General features: G+C 67.6%; 19 protein-coding genes and 1 pseudogene. 11 read left to right on the top strand and 9 right to left on the bottom strand.

Annotation, left to right across the window (positions count from 1 at the left end; genetic code table 11):
- The 4 genes and pseudogenes from ACFPOU_RS02995 to ACFPOU_RS02980 all read left to right on the top strand — a co-directional run.
- Positions 1 to 269 (top strand): annotated as a pseudogene (locus ACFPOU_RS02995) (hypothetical protein); the annotation flags it as partial.
- A 163-nt stretch (positions 270 to 432) separates the two neighbouring features.
- Positions 433 to 1,266, top strand: coding sequence for an ABC transporter substrate-binding protein (locus tag ACFPOU_RS02990; protein ID WP_379716992.1), 834 nt, complete (start codon positions 433 to 435; stop codon positions 1,264 to 1,266).
- Positions 1,267 to 1,276: 10 nt separating this feature from the next.
- Positions 1,277 to 1,969 carry an amino acid ABC transporter permease gene (locus ACFPOU_RS02985; protein WP_379716989.1) on the top strand — a complete coding sequence of 231 codons (693 nt, stop codon included), beginning with the start codon at positions 1,277 to 1,279 and terminating at the stop codon, positions 1,967 to 1,969.
- Between the two features lies 1 nt (position 1,970).
- On the top strand, positions 1,971 to 2,684 hold the full coding sequence (locus ACFPOU_RS02980; protein WP_379716985.1) for an amino acid ABC transporter permease: 714 nt from the start codon (positions 1,971 to 1,973) through the stop codon (positions 2,682 to 2,684).
- An 87-nt stretch (positions 2,685 to 2,771) separates the two neighbouring features.
- Here the strand turns inward: ACFPOU_RS02980 and xth are convergent, their stop codons facing one another.
- Complete coding sequence (gene xth, locus ACFPOU_RS02975) at positions 2,772 to 3,590, bottom strand: exodeoxyribonuclease III (RefSeq protein WP_379716982.1); 819 nt, start codon at positions 3,588 to 3,590, stop codon at positions 2,772 to 2,774.
- A 188-nt stretch (positions 3,591 to 3,778) separates the two neighbouring features.
- On the opposite strand from xth, the gene ACFPOU_RS02970 reads away from it, so the two are divergent.
- Both ACFPOU_RS02970 and ACFPOU_RS02965 read left to right on the top strand, forming a co-directional pair.
- Positions 3,779 to 4,291 carry a hypothetical protein gene (locus ACFPOU_RS02970; RefSeq protein WP_379716979.1) on the top strand — a complete coding sequence of 171 codons (513 nt, stop codon included), beginning with the start codon at positions 3,779 to 3,781 and terminating at the stop codon, positions 4,289 to 4,291.
- Positions 4,292 to 4,445: 154 nt separating this feature from the next.
- Positions 4,446 to 4,835 (top strand): hypothetical protein, encoded by a 390-nt coding sequence (locus tag ACFPOU_RS02965; RefSeq protein WP_379716976.1) that lies wholly within the window; start codon positions 4,446 to 4,448, stop codon positions 4,833 to 4,835.
- Between the two features lie 51 nt (positions 4,836 to 4,886).
- Here the strand turns inward: ACFPOU_RS02965 and ACFPOU_RS02960 are convergent, their stop codons facing one another.
- Positions 4,887 to 5,846, bottom strand: a complete 960-nt coding sequence (locus tag ACFPOU_RS02960) for an MYG1 family protein (protein WP_379716973.1) — start codon at positions 5,844 to 5,846, stop codon at positions 4,887 to 4,889.
- A gap of 243 nt (positions 5,847 to 6,089) precedes the next feature.
- Here ACFPOU_RS02960 and ACFPOU_RS02955 point away from each other — a divergent pair, with 243 nt between their 5' ends.
- The 5 genes from ACFPOU_RS02955 (at position 6,090) to ACFPOU_RS02935 (ending at position 10,254) form a co-directional block, all read left to right on the top strand.
- The gene (locus ACFPOU_RS02955; RefSeq protein WP_379716970.1) at positions 6,090 to 8,393 is read left to right on the top strand and encodes a sensor histidine kinase; all 2,304 of its coding nucleotides are present in this window, start codon (positions 6,090 to 6,092) and stop codon (positions 8,391 to 8,393) included.
- Positions 8,394 to 8,565: 172 nt separating this feature from the next.
- Positions 8,566 to 9,075, top strand: coding sequence for a hypothetical protein (locus tag ACFPOU_RS02950; protein WP_379716967.1), 510 nt, complete (start codon positions 8,566 to 8,568; stop codon positions 9,073 to 9,075).
- A 4-nt stretch (positions 9,076 to 9,079) separates the two neighbouring features.
- Positions 9,080 to 9,247: a hypothetical protein gene (locus tag ACFPOU_RS02945; RefSeq protein WP_379716964.1), complete on the top strand. Its 168-nt coding sequence runs from the start codon at positions 9,080 to 9,082 to the stop codon at positions 9,245 to 9,247.
- A complete protein-coding gene (locus ACFPOU_RS02940) occupies positions 9,244 to 9,471 on the top strand; it encodes a hypothetical protein (protein WP_379716961.1) in 228 nt (75 codons plus the stop codon). Before ACFPOU_RS02945 ends, ACFPOU_RS02940 begins: the two co-directional genes overlap by 4 nt.
- 9 nt (positions 9,472 to 9,480) lie before the next feature.
- The gene (locus ACFPOU_RS02935; protein WP_379717011.1) at positions 9,481 to 10,254 is read left to right on the top strand and encodes a Csu type fimbrial protein; all 774 of its coding nucleotides are present in this window, start codon (positions 9,481 to 9,483) and stop codon (positions 10,252 to 10,254) included.
- A 133-nt stretch (positions 10,255 to 10,387) separates the two neighbouring features.
- Here ACFPOU_RS02935 and ACFPOU_RS02930 read toward each other — a convergent pair whose 3' ends face one another.
- From ACFPOU_RS02930 to lpdA, 7 genes are all read right to left on the bottom strand, one after another.
- A complete protein-coding gene (locus ACFPOU_RS02930) occupies positions 10,388 to 10,645 on the bottom strand; it encodes a hypothetical protein (RefSeq protein ID WP_379716958.1) in 258 nt (85 codons plus the stop codon).
- Between the two features lie 187 nt (positions 10,646 to 10,832).
- Complete coding sequence (locus ACFPOU_RS02925) at positions 10,833 to 11,201, bottom strand: response regulator transcription factor (protein ID WP_379716955.1); 369 nt, start codon at positions 11,199 to 11,201, stop codon at positions 10,833 to 10,835.
- Entirely contained in the window at positions 11,194 to 12,771 is a 1,578-nt protein-coding gene (locus ACFPOU_RS02920; RefSeq protein ID WP_379716952.1) for a GAF domain-containing sensor histidine kinase, read from the bottom strand. Before ACFPOU_RS02920 ends, ACFPOU_RS02925 begins: the two co-directional genes overlap by 8 nt.
- A 38-nt stretch (positions 12,772 to 12,809) precedes the next feature.
- On the bottom strand, positions 12,810 to 13,439 hold the full coding sequence (locus ACFPOU_RS02915; RefSeq protein ID WP_379717008.1) for a response regulator: 630 nt from the start codon (positions 13,437 to 13,439) through the stop codon (positions 12,810 to 12,812).
- A gap of 2 nt (positions 13,440 to 13,441) precedes the next feature.
- Positions 13,442 to 14,224, bottom strand: coding sequence for a hypothetical protein (locus ACFPOU_RS02910; RefSeq protein ID WP_379716949.1), 783 nt, complete (start codon positions 14,222 to 14,224; stop codon positions 13,442 to 13,444).
- Between the two features lie 351 nt (positions 14,225 to 14,575).
- Positions 14,576 to 15,079, bottom strand: coding sequence for a porin family protein (locus ACFPOU_RS02905; protein ID WP_379716946.1), 504 nt, complete (start codon positions 15,077 to 15,079; stop codon positions 14,576 to 14,578).
- Positions 15,080 to 15,346: 267 nt separating this feature from the next.
- A complete protein-coding gene (gene lpdA, locus ACFPOU_RS02900) occupies positions 15,347 to 16,744 on the bottom strand; it encodes a dihydrolipoyl dehydrogenase (RefSeq protein ID WP_379716943.1) in 1,398 nt (465 codons plus the stop codon).

Below are 16,744 nucleotides of genomic sequence, written 5' to 3'. Positions count from 1 at the left end.
GCGGCGCCGTCGCCGGCGCACGGTCGGCCGCCGCACCGGTGGCGGGCGCCGCGCGCAGCCAGGTCGCCAGCACCCGCGACTACGCCGCCGGCACCGCCGCCGGCCTACGCGGCGCGGCCCGGGACGCGGCAGCCGCGGGCGCCGGCAGCGCGCGCGCCCTGGCAGGCAAGGCCACGTCGGCGCAGTTCCCGGCATCGGCATCGGCTTCGGTCGGCGGCTCGGCCTCGGCCAGCGGCGGCGCCGGCGCCAACGCCGGCAGCGGCAACTGAGATCGTCCGAGCCGCCGGTTCAAGGTTGAAGAGGCGCACCTTCCCCTGGGCGAGGTGCGCCTTTATGCGGATTCAACATGTCCTTATTGGAATTCGATCCTTCCTGCGGTCATTCGCATGGCCTATACTCGCGGGTCCGTTCATTCACGCCCCTGGAGACCCGATGGCCAACCGCCGCACCCTGCTTGCCTGCGCGATCGCGCTTTGCGCCCAGTTCGCCGTGGCCGCCGGCGCCCACGCCGACCAGCTGGCCGACATCAAGAAGAAGGGCGAGATCGTCTTCGGCGTGCTCGGCACCGACGAACCGAACAGCTTCATCGATCCGAAGACCCGTGCACTGGTAGGCTACGAAATCGACCTGGCGACAGCCGTCGCCAGGAAGATCGGGGTCAGGCCTGTGTTCAAGCAGATGTCGGTCGCGGCCCGTATTCCCGAACTCCAGCAAGGCCATGTCGACGTACTGGCCGCGACGCTTACCCACAACAAGGAGCGCGAGTCGCAGGTCGATTTCGCGCTCACCCACTTCGTCACCGGCTCGAAAGTCATGGTGCGCAACGCCAGCGGCGTGACCGCGCTGGCGCAACTGGCCGGCAAGAAGGTCGTCACGGTCCGCGGCGGCACCCAGGAAACGAACATCCGCGCCGCCGTCCCGACCGCCACCGTCGTCACCTTCGAGAATACCCAGCAAGCCTTCCAGGCCCTGCAGCAGGGCAAGGGCATCGCCTACGTGAACGACGAGTCCTCGCTCCTGGCCGATTTCGGCAAGCTCGGTCCGAACGCGAAGAACTTCACGATCCTGCCCACCAGCATCGGCATCGAATCGATCGCGCTCGGCCTGCGCAAGGGCGAAAAAGGTCTCAAGACCGTGGTCGACGCCACCCTGCGCGAGCTGGAAACGAGCGGCGCGGCGAACGCCCTGTTCATGAAATGGTATGGGCCGGGCACGCGCCCGAACATCGCCACGCGCGGCTTCACCATCCACACCGACAAGCTCTGAGTCGTCTCCGTTGACGTTTTTCGACGCAAGCCCGATCCAGGGCGGGCAATACCACGACTGGCTGGTGCAGGGATTCATCGTGTCGCTGCAGCTGCTGCTTGCGAGCTTCGTGATCGCCTTGCCGCTGGGCGTAGCGATTGCGCTGATGCGCACTGCGCCCAGCCGCGCGCTGCAGGCAATCGGCGCGACCGTCGTCGAAGGCATCCGCAACGTCCCGCTGCTGGCGCACCTGCTGTTCTGGTATTTCGCCTTTCCCGAACTGCTGCCCGAGCCGGTCAAGCTGGCGCTCTACGAGAACAACCCCGAGTTCGTCTGCGCCGTCATCGCGCTGTCGCTGTACGCCGGCGTGCACATGGCCGAGGACATCCGCAGCGGCATGCGCGCCGTGCCCGCATCGCAAATGGAAGCGGCGCGTTCGCTCGGCCTGGGGCGCATCGCGTCCCTGCGCCTGGTCGTGCTGCCCCAGAGCATCCGCATCGCCGTGCCGCCGCTGCTGTCGCAGACGGTCAACCTGTGGAAGGACACCAGCGTGGCCACCGTGATCGGCGCGGCCGAGATGATGTACCAGGCCGCGCGCGTCGAGACGGCGACCTTCCGCAGCGTCGAAGCGTTCACCTTCGCGACGCTGGCCTACCTGACCGTGTCGCTGGCGATTTCGCTGGCCGCCCAGCTGTATGCGCGCCGTTTTCCGGTGAGGACCTGAGATGATCGAACTCATCCAGGACTACTGGCTCTATTTCCTGGTCGGCCAATACCCGAACGGGCCGCTCGGCGGCCTCGCGCTCACGGTGCTGCTGTCGGGGGCCGCCCTGGTACTGGCCATGCCGCTCGGCCTGGTGCTGGGCGTGGCGCGCGTCAGTCCGTGGCGCGCCGTGCGCTGGCCGGTGGCCGTGCTGGTGCAGCTCGTGCGCGCCGTGCCGCTGCTGCTGGTCGTGTTCTGGGCCTACTTCTTCCTGCCGGCCGTCACCGGCGTGAAGACCGGACAGGCCACGACCATGCTGATGACCCTGGTCCTGTTCGATGCCGTCTACCTGGCCGAGATCGTCGGCGCCGGCATCAAGTCGCTGCCCAGGGGCCAGCTCGAAGGCGCGCGTTCGCTCGGCCTGTCCTACGGCCAGGCGCTGCGCCTGGTGATCCTGCCGCAGGCGCTGCGCCATGTCTCGCCCTCGCTGGTGAGCCAGCTGGTGGCGACCATCAAGGCCACCTCGCTCGGCTACATCATCGGCCTGTCCGAAGTCTCGTTCATCGCCACCCAGGTCAATACGCTGGTGTTCACGAAGGCGGTCGAGGTCTATATCGTGCTCGCGCTGACCTATTTCATCTTGTGCTTCGGCCTGTCGCGGCTGGCCTTCCTGCTCGAGCGCCGCCTGAACCGGCGTCCGGCGCATGCCATCGATCCGGCCGGGGCCGGCCCATGATCGCGCTCCAAGGCCTCGACGAGTGGCACGGCCGGCATCCCGTCTATCCGCGCGCGCCGCTGCCCGACCGACCGCGGCTACCGCCGATCAGGCGTTCTTCATCCTGGCCGCGGCCTTTTCCGTGGCCAGCGCGCCCATGTCCAGCTCGATCCAGGTCGGCACGTGGTCGCTCGGCTTGTCGCGCCCGCGGATGGCGTGGTCGGTGCCGGCCGCGCGCAGCGCCGGCGCCAGCGCGGGGCTGAGCAGCAGGTGGTCGATGCGCAGGCCGGCGTTGCGTCCATAGGCATCGCGGAAATAATCGTAGAAGGTGTAGATGACTTCGTCCGGGTGCATGGCGCGCAGCGCGTCCGTCCAACCCTGGTTCAGCAGCCGGTGGAAGGCTTCGCGCGATTCGGGCCGGAACAGCGCGTCGGTCAGCCAGCGTTCCGGCTTGTAGACGTCGAGTTCGGTCGGCATGACGTTGTAGTCGCCGGCGATCACGACCGGCGTACCGGTCTCCAGCAGTTGCCGGGCGCGCGTGATGAGCCTTTCGAACCAGGCCAGCTTGTAGTCGAACTTGGGTCCGGGCGCTGGGTTGCCGTTCGGCAGGTACAGGCAGGCTACCACCAGGTCGCCCACCACCGCTTCCAGATAACGGCTCTGCTCGTCGCTATCGTCGCCCGGAAGGCCCCGCGCGACTTCGACCGGGTCGCTGCCGCGCGCAAGGATCGCCACGCCGTTCCAGCTCTTTTGCCCCTGCCAGATCGCCCCGTAGCCGGCGGCATTGAGCTCGGCCAGCGGGAAGCGTTCCTGCGGCGACTTCAACTCTTGCAGGCATGCCACGTCCGGTTGCGTCTCTTCTAGCCATTCGAGCAGGGCCGGCAGGCGGCTGCCCATGCCGTTGATGTTGAAGGTGGCAACTCGCATGTTTTCTCCGATGTAAATAGCGATAGGTACGTCAATGCCAGCCCTGCCGCCGCTCGCACGGCGGCGGGATGGAACGCAGATGTTGCTGAAAATCTATGTATCTTGAAAACCACAAGTAAGGCTGAGCGTGCGCAGTGATTTGTGCAAAATCTATATGATGAGATTTTACTTAATTCCCGGAGACACACATGTTCACTTCCACCCTGCGCGCGATTGCCCGTCCAGCCGCTGCTGCTCTTTTGCTCGCTGCTTCGGCCACCGCATCCGCAGGAAACTGGGTCGTCGCACCGCTCGAGGTCGAAGGCGTGCTGGTCGAAGCCGTCGGCTCGGCCGAACGTTGCCCGTCGAAATTCGGTGGCACCATCAGCGGTCGTGGCGAAAGCGCCCTGATGGGCGGCAAGGTCGTGTTCATCGCGACCGACTGCATCACCCCGGTTGGCCCCCTGTTTAATTTCAACGGCGGCAAGTTCATCGTCATGACCACCTCGGGCGACCAGATCTATGCCAATTACAGCGGCCAGTTCGTGCCGACCGGCGTCGGCGCCAACTACGTGTTCTCGGGTGCGACCTTCCAGGTCACCGGCGGCACCGGCAAATTTGCCCGTATCACCGGCGGCGGCTCCCTCTCGGGCGGCGAAGACATGAGCACCGGTACCGGCAATATCAAACTGGTCGGCAAGGTCCTGTACTACAAGGACTGATCCTGGCTTGCGCCGGCAAAACGGCGCCAGAGATGGCGCCGTTTTTTTGCGTCCGGATTCCGTGCGGTCAGTCCTACATGGCAGGCGCGCGTGCGCCGATTGTGCCGGTGCACCAGCCCCTTAAGATGCCCGGATACCAACGATCGAGGAGAACATGATGTCGACATACGACGACAAGAAGGACAAGAAGGACGTGAAGGGCCGCTCCTGGGACCAGATCACGAAAAACGGTACCAGCAGTGCCGGCAGCATGGGCGTGGGCGGCACCGGCGATAGCGGCAAGCTGCAGCGCGAGGGCAATGCGCAATCGGCCGGGCGTACCGACGACCTGCTCGACGATGGCGCAACGCCCACCGGCGACAAGGGCTTCTCGGGCGGCGGCGGCCAGATCCAGACTGGTCTGGAAGGCATCGGCCAGCTCACCGGCGGCGCGCAAGGCAACCGCCAGTCGGGCCAGCCGGGCAGCCATGGCGGTCAGGGGGCACGCGTCGAGGATGAGGGCCGCGACGACGACCCGGCTTCCAGGGGCCAGCAAAACCGCTGAGTGCTGCCGCGCCGGCGGGGCCGCACCAGGCGCCCGCGCGGCGATCCTCCTTCAGTCGGCGACCGGTCCCTGGGCCACGTCCTGCAGCGCCAGACGCGCCAGCTCGAGGATGCCGGCGCGCGACTTGGCGGCGGCGATGAAGCGCCCGTTGTGGCAAAAGCTCGCATCCGGCACGCCCGTAACCAGCGCCAGGTCGGCGTCGCGCAGGCCGGCCCAGGCGGCAGGCAGGTCGGCCCGGGCGTCGAAACTGTCGGCGCTGACCGGCACCGCATGGATCATGTAGCGCTGCTCGGCGATGCTGTGGCTGATGACGAACAGGACCTTCGGCATTTCCTTGCGCACCACGGCGGTCCAGGGCAGGGCGCCATTGTCCAGCAATAGCAGCTTGCCGCCTTCGAGCACTTGCGCCCCGCGCACCTGCTCCAGCGCCAGCAGGGCGCCGACCCGGTACTTGACCGAGTTGACCATGATCTCCGCGAGCAGCGCCATCGCCTTGCGAAACTGCGCCAGCCGGTACGCCTCGGAGTCGGCGCCGTAGCCGAGCCGCTGCTCGTCCATCCAGTTCGGATTGAAGCCCGAGACGACGGCCGACAGGCCATAGCCGCCCGGCGCGCTCTTGGCCGCGCCGACGTCCGACAGGTCGAGGTACTGGACGATGTCGGCGTCGATCGCATACGCCATCTGCTGGCTCGCGTCGGGCGAGAGCGCGTAGCCGGCGTGTTGCCGGGCCAGCGCGGCAACGCAGCGCGCGCCGTACTCGCGCCACACCAGGCCCGCGCTGGCGTACGGCACGCCGGACTGGCGCGCGCAGTCGAAACCCTTCTGGTGGTGGTCGAAGCGGCCCCTGGCCGGATCGTGGACGCCGCCGACGTCGATCGCGAAATCGGCGGCATCGATGGCGGCCATGTCGCGCGTGCGTACCAGCTCGCTGTCCGGATACAGGATGAACAGGACGGCGCATGCCCAGGCGTCGTCGGCGTGAAATTTGCCGCTATGTGTGGCCACGATCATACAGAACTCCATTCCAAAAAATACCGGCCGATGCCGCGCATCCCTGCCGCGTGCCCGCCGGGCACGGCCGCGCCGCGTCCGGTGCGCGATCATACCGGTTCGGGAGGAAGCGCGGGTAAAACGGCGTGCGCCCCGCCGCAGCCCCACCGCCGGGAAAGGCCGTTCCAGCTCGCGCGCGGCGCGCCAGGCCGGGGCTGTGGTAGCGTTGCAGCGTTTCCTCATGCGATGCAATCCGAGGGTCCTTTGAAAAACAAGCTCGAACGCTTCATGCCGCGCGGTCTGGGCACCCAGCTGGCCCTGGCCTTTTCCCTATTGTCGATCGTACTCACGACAGCCCTGGTCGCGCTCGTCGAGCGCCGCGCCGTCGCCGAGGTCGAAACGCGCATCGGGGAAGGACTGGCCGACCTCGCGTCCCAGACTTCCGACAAGCTCGAGCGCGGCATGTTCGAGCGCTACCGTGAAGTGGCCCTGATCGCGCGCCGTGCCGCCCTGGTCGAGCACGACTATGAGGCGGCGGCGCGGGCCCAGGTGCTCGCGCAGGTGCAGCAGAGCTATACCTACTACGAATGGCTCGGCATCGCCGACCGTGACGGGAAGGTTTTGGCGGCGGGCAATAATTTGCTGGTTGGCGCCAACGTCGCTTCCCGGCCCTGGTTCCGCCAGGGCCTGGTCGGCGGCTTCGTGGGCGACGTCCACGAGGCCGTGCTGCTGGCCAAGCTGCTGCCGCCGCAGCCGGGCCAGGGGCGGCGCTTCGTCGATGTGTCGTTTCCGTTCGCTGACGCCGGCGGCAAGGTGCAGGGGGTGCTCGGGGCGCACCTGTCCTGGCGCTGGGCACGCGAGGTCGAGCAGTCGGTGGTGGGTTCCTTCGCACGCCGTAATTCGGTTGAAACCTTTATCCTGAGCAGCACGGGCAAGGTGCTGCTCGGCCCGCCGGAGCTGATCGATGCAACGCTCGCGCTGGAAAGCTTCCGGCGCGCCACGGCGACCCGACAGGGCGGTTTCACGGTCGAGCGCTGGCCGGATGGAAAACGTTACCTGGTCGGCTACCAGAAAGGCGCCGGTTATTCCTATTATCCGGGCCTGGGCTGGGTGGTGCTGGTGCGCCAGGGCGTCGACGACGCCTACGCGCCGGTGCGCGACATGCGCACCCAGCTGCTCGTGGGCGGGGTCGCGCTGGCCCTGCTGTGCTCGCTGGCCGGCCTGTGGATGGCGCGCCGCGTCACGCGCCCGCTCGCACAACTGGCCAGGTCGGCGGGCGAGGTCAGCGGTGGCGGTGCGTCCTCGATCCCGTCCGACCAGGGCGGCTACGCCGAGGTGCGAGCCCTGAGCCGTTCCCTCGATACCCTGGTAGGCGATCTCGAGGAGCGGCGGCGCCAGCTGCTGCAAGTCAACAGCACGCTCGAGAGCGTGGTCGAGGCGCGCACGCTCGAACTGCGGCGCGCCCTCGACACCGTGCGCGCCAGCGAAGCGCGCATCCGGGCCATCGTCGACACCGCGCACGACGCTTTCATCGGGGCCGATCTTGCGGGCCGCATCATCGAATGGAACAAGCAGGCCGAGCAGTTACTCGGCTGGCGCCGCGACGAAGTGATCGGCAAGCGCCTGGTCGAGCTGATGCTGCCGGAGCGTTTTCGCCCGCAAGCAGGCCAGGCCAGGGCGTCTTTCCTCGACGGCGGCCAGGACGGTGCGCTCGACCGCCGCGTGGAACGGGTCGTCACCGATCGTCACGGCGTCGAGATCCCGGTTGAAATGAGTACCGGCCTGACCGGGCAGGGCGACGCCGCCACCTTCAGCATCTTCCTGCGCGATATTACCGAACGCAAGCGCATCGACCGCATGAAAAACGAATTCGTCGGCACCGTCTCGCACGAGCTGCGCACGCCGCTGACCTCGATCCGGGCCTCGCTGGCCTTGCTCGCCGACGGCGTGCTCGGGCCGCTGCCCGCGGACATGCAGGAAGTGATCGATATCTGCAACGACAACTGCATCCGCCTCAATCGCCTGGTCGACGACATGCTCGACATCCAGAAGATCGAGGCCGGGATGATGAGCTTCGCGCCCGTCATGCAGCCCGTGCTGCCGCTGGCGCGCGAGGCGCTGCGCACGATGCGCGGCATGGCCACCGCCGCCGGCGTGTCGCTCGTGCTCGACAGCGGTCCAGGGGCCGAGGCGATCGTCGCGAACTTCGATATGGATCGCCTGACTCAGGTGCTGACCAACCTGTTGTCGAATGCGATCAAGGTGGCGCCGCGGGGCAGCCCGGTCCTGCTGCAACTGATCGCCGAGCACGGCGGGGCGCGCTTGTCGGTCTGCGACCGCGGGCCGGGCATTCCGCCGGCCATGCGCGAACGGGTCTTCCAGCCTTTCGTCCAGATCGGTGCGAAGGGGAGCGACGCCGGCGGCACCGGGCTCGGACTGGCTATCTGCAAGCGTATCGTCGACGAGCATGGAGGCGCGATCGAGATCGCCGATGCGCCCGGTGGGGGCACGGTTTTCCACGTGATCCTGACGCGCGACGGCCCGGCCCGCCACGCGCCGGCGACATGACATGACATTCTTTCATGCAAGCGATGCTTCCAAGCAACAATTACTGATTTGATCGTTGTTGCCGTCTTTGCCGATTAACGAAATTCTGGCATAGTTGATGCGTAGCAACTCTGCGCATCACTATCCAGGAGAATTCTCATGTCTGCATCGACATTTCGCCGTGCCATCGCCAGTGCGCAGCATCGCCGCCCTTAACGAGCTGCGCTATTTCGACGCGCGCGGCCTCTTCAGCACCGGCGGCGTGGCGACGCTGCATGGTACCGGACGCCGTTACCTGCGTCACGACAGCACGTGGAGCTGGGCCGATCCGGCCGCGCTGGCCTCGCTCCGGGTGGGCGACCTGGTGAACCGCTCGTTCTCGTGGACCCGTTCCCTGCGCATGGCCGGCGTCGAGTGGCGCAATAATTTCGAGCTGCGCCCCGATCTGGTCACCTATCCGGTGGCCGGCCTGAAGGGTTCGGCGGTGGTGCCCAGCAGCGTCAGCCTGTTCGTGAACGGGATACGGGCTGGTCTCAACCGGCTTGCCGGACGTGCCGGTACCGCAGGAAAACCGCCTGATCGGACGGACCGACGCCGGCGGCCGGTTCCTGCTGCCCGACCTGGCGCCATACTCCCCGAACCGGCTGGCGACCGACACTTCGGAGCTGCCGCTCGCCGCCCACGTGCGCACGGCCAGCATTGACGTCGTGCCGCAGCAACTGGCCGGCCTCGTGGCGCGTTTCGAGGTCGAGCGCTACGTGGCGGCACGCGCGCCCGAAGGAGCGTGCGAAGTGAAATTCGATGTCGACCCGGCGCCGGGCGCGGCGCCCGCGCGGATCGGGCCGCTGACCTGCGCGCCTCTCGGAGGACCATGAAAATACTCGAAAAATGCATGCACTGGGCCCTGCTGGCCCTGGTGCTGTGGCTCGGCAGCGGCGAGTCCGCGCGTGCCGACAGCTGCGTCGCCGTGATGACCGATGTCGTCTTCGCCCAGGTCAGTCCGATCGCGGGCAGCGATTATTTCGCCAGCGGCCCACTCACCATCAAGTGCGTGATGTCGCCGCGCCTGCCGACCGTCCTGTTCCCGAACCTGTCGTAGTGCGCCAGCCTGGGCGCCGGCAGCGGCGGCGCCTCCGGCGCATGGCGCACGATGGCCGCCGGCGGGTCGCGCCTGCCCTACAACCTGTATCTCGACAGCAGCTATGGCGGCGCGGCGGTCTGGGGCGGCGCCGCCATGCCGGCCAACCAGACGCCGCTGCTCGTCTCGGTGCCGGCCGGCGTGGTGGCGATGGGGTCTTTTTCCCGTACTCATACGATTTACGGCAAGGTGCCCGGTTCAATGCTGGCAGGCGTTGCCACCGCCGGTAATGCCGACACGGTCTTTGCGAGCATTTTCGGCGCCGACGCCACCTTCACTTACGCCTTCTCGAGCGTGAGCGGCACGCCTTCCTGTACCGCGGGGACCACCTCGACGCTCCCGTTCCAGGTGCGCGCCACGGTCATTAACGATGCCGTCATCAATGCCTCGAACCTGCAGTTCGGCAGCAGCAGCGTTCTCACAGGCACAGTGCGCGCGAATGCCGCGCTGGCGCTCCAGCTGACGGCCAACAATGCCTATCGTATCGCCCTGGACGGCGGCATGCACGGCAGCGTCGGCGAGCGCCGCATGCGCAACGCCCTGACCGGGGAAACGGTGCGCTACGTTATTTCCGGCACCCCGGACGGTCCGGGCTGGGGCGACGGCACGGCGGGCACGTCGACGGTGGCCGGCACCGGCACCGGCACGGTGCAGAGCCTGCCCCTGTACGGCAGGGTGCCGCCGCAGCCGACGCCGTCGCCGGGCGACTACAAGGATACGCTGACCGTGACGGTGTATTTCTAGGTATGCACCGAAAGATGCGCGTGGCCGTGGCTGCGCGGCCGGCGCGTTGCCGCTTCGCCCCGTTTCCGGTCGCGTCTTCGAGCGTTCCGCGAAGTGCTGCGCCGGCTAGGCGAAGGCGGCGGCGGGGCGCGCCTCAGAATGTCAGGACCCAGCTCGCGCCGCCGGACGCCTGCACCTGGGATGCGAGGCGGTAAGGGCTGGCGTCGGTGCAGGAGACGCGCGGCGCCGCCGTGCGAGAGAGGAAGTCGACAGTCCAGGCGGCGTGCAGGGAAAAGATTGCCTCCATGCTCGCGCTCTCCATGCGCGCTTGCGCCGGAAACGCCAGCAGCATCGTCGGCAAGATCGTCGGCAAGATCGTCAGCAAGGCGGCAGGGAACAAGCGAGGATACATTCAGCACTCCGGAGTCAGGGCAAGGCAATCTTGATGATGATGCCACTAAGGTTTCTTAGCAGCAAAACATTCTTGCATCATACATGATGTGCGGCGGAAGCGGGACGGCAGCAACCGAACGCAAGGGATTTCCCCGGAATTGCTATCGGTTTTATCGAATTTGGGCGTAGTTGCCGAATTTACGGAATCAATTCTCTTGCATGAGGGCCGTGGCGGCAGCCAGCAGCTCGCGCGGGCTGAAAGGCTTGATCACGTAGCTGTCGGCGCCGGCCGCCATGCCGGCGGCGACGTCGGCGCGCTGGCCATGGGCCGAGAGCAGGATGATGCGGATCATGCTGGTGGCCGGGTCGGCTTTCAGCAACTTGCACAGGCTCAGGCCGCATTCAGTCCCGAGCGAAACGTCGAGTACCAGCAGGCGCGGCGGGTCGGTGTGTACCCGCTCGAGCACTTCCGCGGTCGTCGCCGCGGTGTCGACCCGGCCCAGTGTGAGTAGGCTCAGCCGGATCAGGAGCCGCAGTTCCGGCCGGTCGTCGACGACCAGGATCGAATCAGGCATCGGTCACCTCGCCGGCGATCGGCAGCCGCACTGTCACGCTCGTGCCCTTGCCCGGGCTCGACGCGACCTCGACGCCCGCCTCGTGAAGGTCGATGATTTCCTTGAAGATGGCCATGCCCAAACCGGTTCCGACAGTGCCACGGGCGCCCGCGCCGCGGTAGAACGATTCGAACAGGCGCTCGCGCTCTTCCTGCGACATGCCGGTTCCCTGGTCGCTCACTCGCACCAGCACCGCCCCCGGGGCGGGCGCGGCCTCGGACCATGCGCGTACCGTCACGGGGCTGCCCTCGTCCGAATAGCGCAGGCTGTTGGACAGCACATTGGAAAACGCCATCGCCAGCCGGTGCGCGTCGGCCGCCACCGGCGGCAGGCCCGGGTCGACGGCGAGCACGACGCGCGCGTTCTGGCCGAGCGCTTCGATGCTGCCCATGGCCTGGAGCAGTACCGCGTTCACCGACTCGGGCGCGATGTGCAGCGCCCGGCGTCCACCGGCCTCGATGCGCGCGAGGTCGAATATCTGGTTGAGCACGGTCGTCAGCGTGGCAGCCTGGGCATGCACGATTTCCACCAGTTCGCGCGCGGTCGGCGCATCGAATTCGCGCTTGAGCAGCAGTTCGGTAAAGCCGATGATGCTCGCCAGCGGCGTGCGCAGCTCGTGCGAGGCGAGGGTGAAGGTCTTGTGCCGGCGTTCGCTGGCCGCGCGCGGGCCCAAGGCATGTTCAGGGGGCGCCGCGGCGTCGCGCACGATGGCGGCGTAACGGCGGCGTCCGTCCAGCACGACGGCGCGGGCTGTCAGGTCCAGGGAAAAAATGCTGCCGTCGACGCGGCGGCCGCTCAGCTGGCGGGTCACCACGGCGTCTTCGGCCTGGCCGGCGAGCCGAACGCTGTCGGCGTCGGCCGCGAGCGATTCGACGCCGCGTCCGCCCAGCGCGTCCGGCTCGGCGCCGAAAAGCGCGCCCGCGGCCCGGTTCGCGGACAGTACCACGGCGTTCTCGTCGAGCACCAGCACGCCCTCGGGCAACTGGTCGATCAGCGCGCGCAGCCCGGCAGCGCTCTCGCGCTCCCGGGCGAGGGCGCCCTGCAGTTCGTCGGCCGCGAATTCGCGTGCGACGATCGCTGCCAGGTCGCGCAGCAGCGCGCGTTGCCGCGCGTCGAAACGGCGCGGCGCCCTGTCGATCAGGCACAGCGTCCCGACCTTGCTGCCGTCGGGTGCGGCCAGCGGCGCCGCGGCGTAGAAGCGAATCCCCGGCTCCCCGGTGACGAGGGGATGGGCGGCAAAGCGTTCGTCGGCCAGCGCGTCTTCGACCACCATCCCGGCGTCGTCCACGATGGCGTGGGCAGATAGGGACAGCGCGCGCGGCAGTTCCGGGCCGAGTCCTCCGACACGCGACTTGAACCATTCGCGCCGCGCATCGACCAGTCCGACCATTGCGACCGGCACGCCGAACAGGTCGGCCGCCAGCCGGGTGACGCGGTCGAAGCGCTCTTCCGGCGCGGTGTCGAGGAGGTTCAGCGTGCGCAGGGCCTGGAGCCTGCGTTCTTCGTCGGGCGGCAGTGGCGGTGCGGGCATAAGGCTTCGATTCTGGTGGAATACAGGGCGGGCATGGCTCAGATCGTGTCCGCCGGTCCCGAGAGCGCCTGTTCGACGGCGGCGCGCAGCTGGTTGAAAGGCACCGGCTTGGGAAAGACCGGGATGTCGTCGGGCAGGCCGATCGAGTCGATCGTAGTACGGTCCAGGCCGCTCACGACAATGACGGCCATGTTGACGGAGCTGGCGTCGGCGCGCAGCGTGCGGATCATGCGAAAGCCATCCATGCCCGGCATGCTCAGGTCGCTCACCAGGATGTCGGGACGCTGCTCGCCGATCCGGATCAGCGCTTCGAACCCGTCCTGGGCCTTGACCACCGTGACCGGCAGGTTCCAGCCGGCGATTTCGAGCTCGTACAGGCGCAGCAGCGTATGGTCGTCGTCGACCAGCAACAGCTTTTTCACGGCCGGCGCCGCCGGTGCGGCCGCCGCGCCGGCGCTGATGCCGCGCCGCTCGTTGACCAGCTTGTGGACCGACGCGACCGTGATGCGGCGGTGGCCGCCCGCGGTTTTCCAGGCCTGCAGGGCGCCGTTCTCGACCCACAGCTGGACCGTGCGGTGCGACACGCCGAGCAGGCGCGCGGCATCCTTGGTGGAACAAAACTCGGCGGCGTTATAGGCGAGGTCGGAATCGGAGTCGGATTTATGCATGGTCACGGAACGGTCGGGGCCGGGCAGGACGTGCCGGCATCGGCCGGCGTCGTGGGTGATGCGTTGACGTCCCTGGCCGCGGTGCAGGCAATCGGATCGTCGAGGACGGCGCAGGGCGCCGCGACAGGGTCGGGCGCGACGGCATCGCCGGCCGGCGTCGGCGCGCCGGGCGCGCGGGTCGGCGACGCTTGTCGCCGGCACAGGCGTGCGAAACGTGCGTCGGCCTGCGCGGCGCGCTCGGTCCAGCCGCACTTCCCGTTCGCGCCGGAGCGCTCCCCCAAGGGCTGCGCGCGGCTGCGCTGATAAGGCGCCAACGGGTCGCCTTCGCCGGTGATTTCCACGCAGGTGCAGAACAAGCCGCGCACCGCACCCACGGCGTCGCGCAGGGGGGCGTAGGAAAAGTGGAAGCGGGCCAGTTCCGGGTAGCCATGGCGTTCCAGCGTCACGGCATAATTCCTGAAAAAGAAGGACTCGCCCGCCATCACTCGCTTGACGCTGGGCCCAAGGCAGTCCCAGACCTCGTGCCAGACGGCCGGGAACGGCGAGCCCAGGCTATGTGCCTTGTTGCCGAGCATGGGTTCATATAAGTCGTTGAAGAACAGGGTCATCGCGTCGCCCCACACCAGGAACCCCGGAAACGAGGACGCGAACATGGTGCCGAGGCCGTCGCGCAGCGCCGGGTCCCAGGTGCCGACCGGGCCGAGCGGGTGGCCGGACCAGTCGAGCTTGAGAATGCGGCGAGCGACCCGGCCACCGCGGTCCAGAAAACGGAGGTCGTCTTGCATGAACGGTCTCGCCCCATGTTCAAAAACATTCGATTCTACCGAAGTTGACAGGTTGCTACGATAAAGAAAGCGGGTCAAACGCGTGACAGGCCAGCGAAGCGAGATGTTCCACGGGTAGCCGACCTCCTGTTTCATTTTTACCGATTTGATCCATGAGCCGATACTACGACATTCACGTCTTTCCTTGTGAAAACATTTTGTACTCCGGACATGACCGTTGTACGTGCGACGCAATCCATGCGCGCCGGGTTTCGGGATGGACGGCGAAGGACCGGCGCCAGACGCAAAAAAACCGGGATGCAGGCATCCCGGTTCGTCTGGACGGCCGGCGCGCAGCCGGTTGGCAGCAGCTTAGAAGCGGAAACCGACGCCGGCCAGGACGCGGGTGGTGTCGCTGGCCGGCTTTTGCACTTCGAGGCGGGCGTGGACGACAGGGCTGAACGAATAGCCCAGGCCCAGGCCGTACAAGGCGCCCGAATCGTGTTCCTTGGCGCTGACGCCGCCGAAGTCCGCATCGGCTTCGATGCGGTTGTAACCGAGACGGCCGTAGACGTCGAAGCCGTTCGACAGCGGCAGGCTGCCGATCACCGACAGGGCGATCTGGTCGACGGTCACGTCGCCGCGCGCCGAACCGACGCTGAATTCGGTATCGGCCAGGCGGTGGTAGCCGCCTTCGATGGCGACGTTCGGGGTGAACTTGTAGCCGAGGAAGGCGCCGTAGCCGCCTTCGCGGTCGAGGCCTTCGATCTTGGTCGAACCGACGTCGACGCCGGCGTAGAACGGCTGCGGTTCGACGGCGAAGGCGGACGCCGATGCGGCGACGAGGGCGACTGCTGCTGCGATTTTCTTGAACATGTCTGGATCTCTGGTGGCTGGTGAATGAAGGAGGCCGAACGCGCGGTTTCGGCGCGAGCGGATTATCGCACGTGCGCGGACGGGCTGCATCGTCGCCCCTCCGACATCGCCACGCGATCTAAGCGCAATTGTAGGCGGTGCCGAAAGACGAAAAATAGGCTTTGTGTAAACAGATGTAACCTTCATGCAACATGGGTAGTCGCAGCCCGGACGGCGACGGCGACGGCGCGCGGGCGCGGGCCGCCCCGATCCTGCCTGCGCCAGGGTTCAGATGTGGAGCGCATGCCCCAGCGCCCGCAGCGCCGCTTCCTGCACCGCCTCGCCCAGCGTCGGATGCGCGTGGATGGTGCCGCCCACGTCTTCCAGGCACGCGCCCAGTTCGATCGAGTGGCTGAAGGCCGTCGACAGTTCCGAGACATTGCGTCCCACAGCCTGCCAGCCCAGCACCAGATGGTTGTCGCGCCGTGCCACGACGCGCACGAAACCGTCGGTCGACTCGATCGTCATCGCGCGGCCGTTGGCGGCGAACGGGAAGCTGGCGACGACGGCATCGATCCCGGCTGCCTCGGCCTCGTCCGGTGCCATGCCGACCACCACCACCTCCGGATCGGTAAAGCACACGGCCGGCATCGCCGCGGGCATGAAGTGACGGCGCTTGCCGCCGATGATGTCGGCCACCATCTCGCCCTGCGCCATCGCGCGGTGCGCCAGCATCGGCTCGCCCGCCAGGTCGCCGATGGCCCAGACGTTGCGCATCGACGTGCGGCACTGGTCGTCGATCTTCACCGCGCGTCCGTTCATGTCGAGCCGGAGCGACTCGAGGCCCCAGCCGGCGGCGCGCGGACGGCGGCCGACGGCCACCAGCACGCGGTCGGCCGACAGGACGATCTCCTCTCCATTGGCCTCCTGGACCCGCACGCCGTTGCCGCCGGCGTTCAGGCCCAGTACTTTCGACCCCAGGCGCAGGTCGATGCCGAGACGCTTCAGGGCCGTCCCCACGGGCTTGGTCAGCTCGGCGTCGTAGGCAGGCAGGATGCGCTGCGCCGCTTCGACCACCGTCACTTCCGCGCCCAGCTTGCGATAGGCCGTGCCCAGTTCGAGACCGATATAGCCGGCGCCGACGACGACCAGCTGCTTCGGGATGGCGTCGGGCGACAGCGCCTCGGTCGAGGACACCACCATGCCGCCGAACGGCATGAAGGGCAGTTCGACCGCCTCGGAACCGGCGGCCAGCAGCAGGTGCTCGCAGTGCACGCGCTGGACCTGGCCGTCCGCCGTCTTCACCTCGGCTGTCTTGCCGTCGAGGATGCGGGCGAAGCCGTGGATCACCTGGACGTCGTTCTTCTTGAGCAATGCGCCGACGCCGCCGGTAAGGCGCTTGACGATGCCGTCCTTCCAGCCGACGGTGCGCGCGATGTCGATCGATGGCGCGGCGGCCGAAATGCCGAGCGGCGAGTCGCCGGCATGATGGTTGGCCTTGTCGAACTCCTCGGCCGCGTGGATCAGGGCTTTCGAGGGAATGCAGCCGATGTTCAGGCAGGTGCCGCCCAGCGGGCCGGCTTCGACCAGGACGGTCGGGATGCCGAGCTGGCCGGCGCGGATGGCGGCCACGTAGCCGCCGGGGCCGCCGCCGATGACGAGCAGCGTCGTCGAGAGTCGGTTCAT

The organism is Massilia jejuensis, assembly GCF_042656795.1.
Lineage (GTDB): Bacteria > Pseudomonadota > Gammaproteobacteria > Burkholderiales > Burkholderiaceae_D > Telluria > Telluria jejuensis.
This window is presented reverse-complemented; position numbering and strand designations above follow the sequence as displayed.